Origin of the sequence: Polaribacter sp. (assembly GCF_965656025.1) — a bacterium.
Classification (GTDB): domain Bacteria; phylum Bacteroidota; class Bacteroidia; order Flavobacteriales; family Flavobacteriaceae; genus Polaribacter.
The window spans coordinates 14,180-23,776 of sequence record NZ_CBFHJT010000014.1 but is presented as its reverse complement, the minus strand read 5'-3'; the positions used below and the strand labels follow the sequence as shown (position 1 = coordinate 23,776).

Here is a 9,597-nt window from a genome sequence, read left to right as displayed (position 1 = left end):
TGGTTTTATTGCAAAACATAGAACAGAACGTGCGCATCCTATAGGTAAAATAGCAGAAAGAACCATTGGTTATGATGATTTTAGAGGAGAAGCTGGAATAGAAGGTGCTTTTGCAGATTACATGCAAGGTGAAAACGGTTTAAGGTGGGAACAAAAAATAGCAAAAAATCAATGGAAACCCATAACGGACTATAACGAAAAAGAACCTGTAGATGGGCATGATGTTATCACTACTATAGATGTAAATATACAAGATATAACTCATCATGCATTGTTGGCAAGGTTAGAGTATTTTGAGGCAGATCATGGTTGTGCTGTTGTTATGGAAACAGCTACTGGAGAAATTAAAGCCATTTCTAATTTAGGTAGAACTTCTAAGGGGAAGTATTACGAAAAAAGGAATTATGCAGTTTGGGAAAGTCATGAACCTGGTTCTACTTTTAAATTAGCAAGTTTAATGGCGGCTTTAGATGATAAAGTAATAGATACAGCCACAGTTGTAGATACAGAAAAAGGCAGAATTTACATTCATGGTTCAAAGGTAGAAGATTCTCATAGAGGGGGTTATGGTAAAATTTCGGCAGCTAGAGCTTTTGAAGTTTCTTCTAATGTGGGTATTGTTAAGTTGATAAAAAAACATTACGATCATCAACCAGAAAAATTTATAGAAAAATTAGAAAACTATGGTTTTACAAAACCAGTTGGATTTCAAATAAAAGGAGAAGGGAAACCTGTAGTGCCAAAACCATCAGACAAAAGATGGAATAAAATTTCTTTAGAATGGATGTCTTGGGGTTATGGTATTTCAGTTACACCAATGCAAACATTAATGTTTTATAACGCTGTTGCAAATAATGGTGTTATGGTAAAACCGCGTTTTATAAAAGAAGTAAAAAGGCAAGATAAGGTTGCAAAAGTTTTTGATGTAGAAGTGGTAAATCCAAAAATAGCTTCTCAAGAAACCTTAGATAAAATTAAAAAAATTATGGAGAATGTAGTCATAAAAGGAACTGCAGATAATATCTATTCTCCTAATTTTTCTATGGCAGGTAAAACGGGTACTGCAAAAAAATATTTACCAAAACATGTTGATGAAGATGGTAAAACTATTGCAGCTGGGTATTCTAATAAACATTATGTAGCTTCCTTTGCTGGTTTTTTTCCTGTAGAAAATCCTAAATATTCTTGTATTGTGGTAATTCATGATCCTAAAAAAGAAAAAGGATATTACGGAGCAACAGTTGCTGGACCTGTTTTTAAAGAAATTGCTCAAAAAATATACACAACAACGCCTATAGATAAGCAATCTGTAGAAGATACGATACAGTTTGCAGAAATAGATAAGGCGTATCAAAAGTACAATTCTCTTTTAAGTAAAAATTATACAATAGTACCAAATGTAAAAGGTATGTCTGCCATGGATGCATTGTCTTTACTAGAAAATTTAGGTTTAAAAGTAAAAATTAATGGTGTAGGAAAAGTGCAATCTCAATCACTTAAAAATGGAGAAAGATTAGAAAAAGGAAAAACAATTACATTAAAACTGTCTTAAGCTGAAAAATTTAAAAGACATATTATATAAGGTTGCTATAGAACAAGTTTTTGGAAGTACAAACAACCAAATAAATAGCCTTGTTTTCGACTCTAGAAAAGTTACAAAAAACGATGTTTTTGTGGCTCAAAAAGGAGTGGCTGTTAATGGTCATTTATTTATAGACAAAGCTATAGATTTAGGTGCAAGTGTAATTATTTGTGAAGATATTCCAGCATCCAAAAAAGAAGGAATTACTTATGTAGAAGTAAATGACTCTAGTGTTGCTTTGGCAATAATGGCTTCAAATTACTATAACAATCCTTCAGATAAAATGCCTTTAATTGGTGTTACAGGTACCAATGGAAAAACAACAATCGCATCACTTTTATATCAGTTATTTAAAAAAGCAGGTTATAAAGTTGGGTTATTATCTACAGTAAAAATTTTGGTTGATGATGTTGAGTTTAAAGCAACACATACCACACCAGATTCTGTGACCATCAACTCTTATTTAGACAAAATGTTGGCTGGAGGTGTAGATTATTGTTTTATGGAAGTGAGTTCTCATGGTATTCATCAAAAAAGAACAGAGGGTTTGCATTTTGCTGGTGGTATTTTTACGAATCTTTCTCATGATCATTTAGATTATCATGAAACTTTTGCAGAATACAGAGATGTAAAAAAACAGTTTTTTGATGGATTGCCAAAATCTGCTTTTGCACTTACCAATATAGACGATAAAAACGGCAACTATATGTTGCAAAATACCAAAGCAACCAAAAAAACATACGCTTTAAAAACCATAGCAGATTTTAAAGCAAAGATTTTAGAAAAGCAATTATCAGGAACTTTAATTACTGTGGATGGTATAGAAGTTTGGACCAAGTTAATTGGTGTTTTTAATATTTACAATTTAACCGCAATTATTGCAACAGCAGAATTATTAGGATTAGAAAAATTAGAGGTTTTAACAATTGTTAGCCAGTTAGAAAGTGTAAGTGGTCGATTTGAGTATGTAATTTCTGATGACAGTGTTACTGCAATTGTAGATTATGCACACACACCAGATGCATTAAAAAATGTTTTAGAAACTATTAATGATATTAGAACAGGTAACGAAAATTTAATTACGGTGGTAGGTTGTGGTGGAGATAGAGACAAAACAAAAAGACCAAAAATGGCACACATTGCCTCGCAATTAAGCAACCAAGTGGTGTTTACATCAGACAATCCAAGAACAGAAAATCCGCAAACAATTTTAGATGAAATGGAAGCAGGTGTTGCTCCAGAAAACTATAAAAAAACAATTACAGTTTTAAATAGAAAACAAGCTATTAAAACAGCTTGTAAGTTTTCCGCAGCAGGAGATATCATTTTAATTGCTGGTAAAGGACATGAAAATTATCAAGAGATAAATGGAGAACGCACTCATTTTGACGATTTAGAAGAAATTACAAACTGTTTTAATCAACTAAAAAACCAATAAAAATGCTGTATTATTTATTTCAATATTTAGAAAGTCAATTTAGTTTTCCTGGAGCTAGTGTGTTTCAGTTTATTACGTTTAGAGCAGCAGCAGCGTTTATTTTATCTTTATTAATCTCTGCAATTTACGGGAAGAGAATTATAAGATTTTTACAAAAAAAACAAGTAGGAGAGTCTATTAGAGACTTAGGTTTAGAAGGGCAGGTACAAAAAGCAGGTACCCCAACAATGGGTGGTATCATTATCATTTTAGCCACTTTAATTCCAGCTTTATTGTTAGCAAAATTAGACAATATTTACATCATCATCTTATTAATTACCACAGTTTGGATGGGGTTAATCGGTTTTTTAGATGATTATATAAAAGTATTTAAAAAAGACAAAGCAGGTTTAAAAGGGAAATTTAAAGTACTAGGTCAAATTGGTTTAGGAGTAATAGTAGGTTCTATGCTGTATTTTAATGAAAACGTAACCATTAAAGAACAATTGCCAGTACAACAACAGGTAGTTAAAGAAAATGGTAGAAAACAGGTTTTTGGAGAGGCGCATAAATCTACAAAAACAACGGTTCCTTTCTTTAAAAATAACGAGTTAGATTACTCTAAAGCACTCAGTTTTTTAGGCGATGGTTACGAAAAGTATGGATGGATTATTTTTATATTCATTACCGTTTTTATTGTTACAGGTGTTTCTAATGGAGCCAATTTAACAGATGGTATCGATGGTTTGGCAGCAGGCTCATCAGCGATTATGGTAGTGACATTGGCGGTTTTTGCTTGGGTTTCTGGTAACATCATTTTTGCAGATTATTTAGATGTAATGTATATACCAAACTCTGGTGAAATGACGGTTTTTATCCTTGCCTTTGCAGGTGCATTAATTGGTTTTCTTTGGTACAATACCTATCCAGCACAAATTTTTATGGGCGATACAGGTAGTTTAACCATTGGCGGTATTATAGCAGTAATTGCAATTTCTATTAGAAAGGAATTATTATTGCCAATTTTAGCGGGAATTTTTGTGGTAGAAAACTTATCGGTTATCCTGCAAGTTTCTTGGTTTAAATACACCAGAAAGAAATTTGGAGAAGGTAGAAGGATTTTTAAAATGTCTCCTTTGCATCACCATTATCAAAAATTGAGTTATCACGAAAGTAAAATTGTAGTCCGTTTTTGGATTGTTGGAATTTTATTGGCTGTATTAACCATTGTAACCTTAAAATTAAGATAATTTTTTTTAGCATAAATGAAACACCAAGATGTACATAAAAACAATAAAAACTCTTTAAATAAAGAGCAGAAAGTTGTTGTGCTTGGTGCAGGAGAGAGTGGTGTAGGAGCAGCTATTTTAGCAACACAAAAAAACTATCAAGTTTTTGTTTCTGATAAAAATGAAATAACAAATAAATACAAACAAATTCTAAACAATCATAAGATTGATTTTGAAGAAAAAAAACATACAGCAAACAAAATTTTAAATGCAGATGTCGTAGTTAAAAGCCCTGGCATACCAGACAATGTTTCTTTGATTTTAAAATTGAAAGAAAAACAGATTCCTGTTATTTCAGAGATTGAATTTGCGGCTCAGTTTACAGAAGCAACCATTATTGGTATTACAGGTTCTAATGGAAAAACAACAACAACATTATTAGCACATCATATTTTAAAAAACGCTGGTCTAAATATTGGTGTTGCTGGTAATATTGGGCAGAGTTTTGCAACACAAGTTGCTACACAAAATTTTACAAATTATGTGTTAGAATTAAGTAGTTTTCAATTAGATGGTATTCAAAAATTTGCACCACATATTGCCATAATTACCAACATAACACCAGATCATTTAGATAGATATGACTATGATTTTAACAAATATATTTCATCAAAATTTAGGATAACAAAAAACCAAACAGAAAACGATTTTTTAATCTACGATGCAGATAATTCTGCTATCACAAACTGGTTAGAAGATAATAAAACTGCAGCAAAACGGATTCCTTTTTCATTAGAAAAGAAGTTAGATTTTGGTGCATACATCAAAGACAATATAGTCAACATAAACATTACAAAAGATACAATACACATGCCAACATCAACCTTATCAATCAAAGGAAAACACAATACAAAAAACGCAATGGCAGCAACCATGGCTGCGCAATTGCTAAAAGTAAGAAAAGAAACCATTAAAGAAAGTTTAGAAAACTTCGAGGGTGCAGAACATCGCCTTGAAAATGTTGCAAAAATTAAAGGAGTAGAATATATTAATGATTCTAAAGCTACCAATGTAAATGCTACTTTTTATGCGTTAGAATGTATGGACAAGCAAACCATTTGGATTGTTGGTGGTGTAGACAAAGGAAATGATTATACAGATTTACTTTCTTTGGTAAGAGAAAAGGTAAAAGCCATTGTTTGTTTAGGTGTTGATAATCAAAAAATTAAAGACACATTTGGCAATGTTGTAGATATTATAGTAGAAACTGCGGGTGCAGAAGAAGCAGTAAAAGTTTCTTATAAGTTAGCAGAAAAAGGAGAAGCTGTTTTGTTATCGCCTGCTTGTGCAAGTTTCGATCTTTTTAAAAATTACGAAGACAGGGGTTGGCAATTTAAAAACGCAGTAAAAAGTCTTTAAAAACTATTGAATTAATTTAAGAGGTCATTTTATCCTCAAAAACCAAAAACTAAAATTGAAAACCATTTTTAAACATATTAAAGGAGATAAAACCATTTGGGCTATTGTTGCTATTTTGGCTATTTTCTCTTTTATGCCAGTCTATAGCGCAAGTACAAACTTGGTCTATGTAGTGGGTAATGGTTCTACATTAGGGCATTTGGTAAAGCATGCAGTTTTGTTAATTTTGGGTTTTGCCATTATTTATGCTGTTCATAAAGTACCCTACAGATATTTTTCTGGAGGTTCTGTAATTATGTTGCCTATTGTTATTATTCTTTTAGGAGTAACCTTGGCACAAGGCACTACTATTGGAGGTGCTAATGCAAGTAGGTGGATCCGTATTGGAGGTATAGGTTTTCAAACATCTACGTTAGCAGGCTTAGTCTTAATGGTGTATGTAGCTAGATATTTGGCAAAAAATAAAGAGAAAAAGATTCAGTTTAAAGAAAGTGTTTGGCAGCTTTGGTTGCCAGTTTTTGCAGTTTTAATTTTAATATTACCAGCCAACTTTTCTACAACAGCCATCATATTCTCTATGATTTTGTTAATTACTTTTATTGGTGGATATCCTTTAAAATATATTGGCTTGGTTTTAGGTACAGGTTTGGTAGCGCTTACTTTTTTTGTATTGATAGCCAAAGCTTTTCCAGATGCAATGCCCAATAGGGTGCAGACTTGGCAAAATAGAATAGAAAATTTTTCTCAAGAAGGTGGTAAGGAATCTTACCAAGTAGAAAAAGCAAAAATAGCCATTGCAACAGGAGGTTCTTTTGGTGTTGGTCCAGGTAAAAGTGTACAGAAAAACTTTTTACCACAATCGTCATCAGATTTTATTTTTGCAATTATTATAGAAGAATATGGTTTAGTAGGTGGTTTTATCATCGTTTCTATATACTTTTTATTACTCTTTAGAATTTTTATAGTGATAAAAAATACAACCACCATTTTCGGAACATTACTAGTTTTAGCTGTAGGAATTCCTATTGTTTTTCAGGCAACAATTAATATGGCTGTTGCTACAAATTTGTTTCCTGTTACTGGGCAAACATTGCCGTTAATTAGTAGTGGTGGTACTTCTATTTGGATGACCTGTTTTGCCTTAGGTATGATTTTAAGTGTGAGTGCAACCAAAACAGTTACAGAAGAAGAAATTTTAGATGATAACCCTTTAGATATTTTGCATGAAACAATCGATTAACATATTAATTTCTGGAGGTGGCACAGGTGGGCATATTTACCCAGCAATTGCGATTGCAAACGAAATAAAAGCTCGTTTTCCTGATGCTAACTTTTTATTTGTGGGTGCCAAAGATAAAATGGAAATGGAAAAAGTACCACAAGCAGGTTATAAAATAGAAGGTTTGTGGATTTCTGGTATCCAAAGAAAATTAACTAGAAAAAATCTATCATTCCCTTTTAAGTTGATGAGTAGTTTATGGAATGCGAATAAAATAATTAAAAAATTTAAACCCAATATTGCTATTGGTACAGGTGGTTTTGCAAGTGGGCCAACTTTAATTATGGCAAATAGAAAAAACATACCAACATTAATACAAGAGCAAAATTCTTATCCTGGTATTACCAATAAATTATTAAGTAAAAAAGCCAATAAAATTTGTGTTGCTTACGATAATTTAGAGCGTTTTTTTCCAAAAAATAAAATAGTTAAAACAGGAAATCCTGTAAGACAAGATTTATTAAGTATACACTCTAAAAAAGAACAAGCAATAGATTTTTTTAAGTTAGATAAAAAGCAAACCACCATTTTAGTGTTAGGAGGTAGTTTAGGTGCCAAAAAAATAAATGAGCTTATAGAAAGTAACTTAGACTTTTTTAAATCTCATAATATTCAAATTATTTGGCAATGTGGTAAGTTGTATTTCAATGATTATAAAAGATACAATGAGGTTCAAAACGTTCAAGTACATCAGTTTATAAATAAGATGGATTTTGCATACGCAGCAGCAGATATCATTATTTCTAGAGCGGGTGCAAGTTCAGTGTCAGAACTTTGTATTGTTGGCAAACCTGTGGTTTTTATTCCTTCTCCAAATGTGGCAGAAGATCATCAAACTAAAAATGCAAAATCTATTATAGACAAACATGCTGCTTTAATGGTCAGAGAAAACGAATTAGATACATTTTCGGTAGTATTAGAAACACTAATAAAAGACATGGGTAAACAACAAAGTTTATCAGAAAATATAAAGAAATTGGCATTACCAAGTGCCACAAAAGATATTGTAGACGAAGTAGAAAAGCTATTAAATAAATGAATTTAAAAAATTACCATAACATATATTTTATCGGAATTGGCGGTATTGGAATGAGTGCAATAGCACGTTTCTTTGCTGTGAATAGAAAAAGTGTTGCTGGTTACGATAAAACACCCTCTCAAATTACACAAGATTTAACGGAGTTGGATGTAGAAATTCATTTTGAAGACGCTGTAAATAACATACCTATTTCATTTCTAGATAAGAATAAAACTTTGGTAGTATATACGCCAGCAGTACCTGAAAATCATACACAATTAAATTACTTTACAAAAAACGATTTCACCATCTTAAAAAGAGCTGAAATTTTAGGTAAAATTACAGAAAGTACATTTTGTTTAGCTGTGGCAGGTACGCATGGTAAAACTACAACTTCCTCTATTTTGGGGCATATTATGGCGCATGTAAAAGCTACATCTTTTTTAGGTGGTATAGCAGAAAATTACAACGCAAATTTAATTTTAGGTGATGATAAAATCTCTGTGGTAGAAGCGGATGAGTTTGATAGATCTTTTTTAAAATTGAGTCCAAATATTGCTTGTGTAACTTCTATGGATACAGATCATTTAGATATTTATAAAAACCCAGAAGCACTTACAGATTCTTTTGTAGAGTTTACCAACAAAGTATCAGATACACTAATTGTAGCCAAAGGATTACCTTTAAACGGTTTAACCTATGCAATTGAAGATCAGGCAGATTATGTAGCTCATAATTTAAAAATACATCAAGGTACATATATTTTTGATGTGGCAACTCCTACATCAGCAGTAAAAAATATCTCTTTTTATTTGCCAGGTAAACATAATATTATGAATGCGTTAGCAGCATTAGCAATGGCAGATGTATATGGCGTTCCATTAGAAGTAATCAAACAAAGGTTAGAAACTTTTAAAGGTGTAAAAAGAAGATTTTCTTATAAGATAAAAACAGAAAACCTCGTTTTAATCGACGATTATGCGCATCACCCCACAGAAATAAATGCAGTAGAAAATTCGGTTAGAGAAATGTATCCAGAAGATAAAATTCTGGTGGTGTTTCAGCCGCATTTATTTTCTAGAACCAGAGATTTTGCAGATGATTTTGCAAAAGCGCTTTCTAAATTTGATGAAATTTTACTATTAGATATTTATCCAGCTAGAGAAAAACCAATCAAGGGTGTGAATTCAGAATGGTTGTTAAACAAAATAGATGCTAGTCAGAAAAAGTTAACACAAAAAAACAATCTTGTAAAAGATATTAAAAGTTCTACAGCCAAAATTGTAGTTATGTTAGGTGCTGGGGATATTGGAGTTTTTATAAATTCAGTTACAGAAACTTTGTTAAAAGAACTTGAGTATGAAATTTAAAAAACTTCTAAAATACCTGTTATTGCTTTGCTTAACAATAAGTTTGAGTTTATTATATAGTTTTTCTGTGAAAAGAAATACTCAAAAAAAGATAGTAAATATTGATGTAAATTTTGAGGCTGGAAACAATAATTTTTTAACACATAAGATGGTTAATAAATTGTTAATACAAAATAATGAAACAGTTAAAAACAAAGCAAAATCTATGCTAGATTTATATAGTTTAGAAAATAATGTTTTAAAAAACCCGTATGTAGAAAAAGCCGCTGTTTTTTACACCATT

7 protein-coding genes and 1 pseudogene are annotated in these 9,597 nt (G+C 31.5%); all 8 read left to right on the top strand.

The window, feature by feature from the left end:
- The coding region (locus tag ACTG3S_RS04195; protein ID WP_439128120.1) for a penicillin-binding protein at positions 1 to 1,552 on the top strand (1,552 nt) is incomplete at its 5' end.
- Between the two features lies 1 nt (position 1,553).
- Positions 1,554 to 3,020, top strand: coding sequence for a UDP-N-acetylmuramoyl-L-alanyl-D-glutamate--2,6-diaminopimelate ligase (locus ACTG3S_RS04190; RefSeq protein ID WP_439128145.1), 1,467 nt, complete (start codon positions 1,554 to 1,556; stop codon positions 3,018 to 3,020).
- Between the two features lie 2 nt (positions 3,021 to 3,022).
- Positions 3,023 to 4,249, top strand: a complete 1,227-nt coding sequence (mraY, locus tag ACTG3S_RS04185; RefSeq protein WP_439128119.1) for a phospho-N-acetylmuramoyl-pentapeptide-transferase — start codon at positions 3,023 to 3,025, stop codon at positions 4,247 to 4,249.
- Positions 4,250 to 4,264: 15 nt separating this feature from the next.
- On the top strand, positions 4,265 to 5,647 hold the full coding sequence (gene murD / locus ACTG3S_RS04180; RefSeq protein WP_439128118.1) for a UDP-N-acetylmuramoyl-L-alanine--D-glutamate ligase: 1,383 nt from the start codon (positions 4,265 to 4,267) through the stop codon (positions 5,645 to 5,647).
- A gap of 55 nt (positions 5,648 to 5,702) precedes the next feature.
- Entirely contained in the window at positions 5,703 to 6,887 is a 1,185-nt protein-coding gene (locus ACTG3S_RS04175; RefSeq protein ID WP_439128117.1) for an FtsW/RodA/SpoVE family cell cycle protein, read from the top strand.
- Positions 6,871 to 7,965, top strand: a complete 1,095-nt coding sequence (gene murG / locus ACTG3S_RS04170) for an undecaprenyldiphospho-muramoylpentapeptide beta-N-acetylglucosaminyltransferase (protein ID WP_439128116.1) — start codon at positions 6,871 to 6,873, stop codon at positions 7,963 to 7,965. The genes ACTG3S_RS04175 and murG overlap by 17 nt, the downstream gene beginning before the upstream one ends.
- Complete coding sequence (gene murC / locus ACTG3S_RS04165; protein WP_439128115.1) at positions 7,962 to 9,314, top strand: UDP-N-acetylmuramate--L-alanine ligase; 1,353 nt, start codon at positions 7,962 to 7,964, stop codon at positions 9,312 to 9,314. Before murG ends, murC begins: the two co-directional genes overlap by 4 nt.
- 43 nt (positions 9,315 to 9,357) lie before the next feature.
- Positions 9,358 to 9,597 (top strand): annotated as a pseudogene (locus ACTG3S_RS04160) (cell division protein FtsQ); the annotation flags it as partial.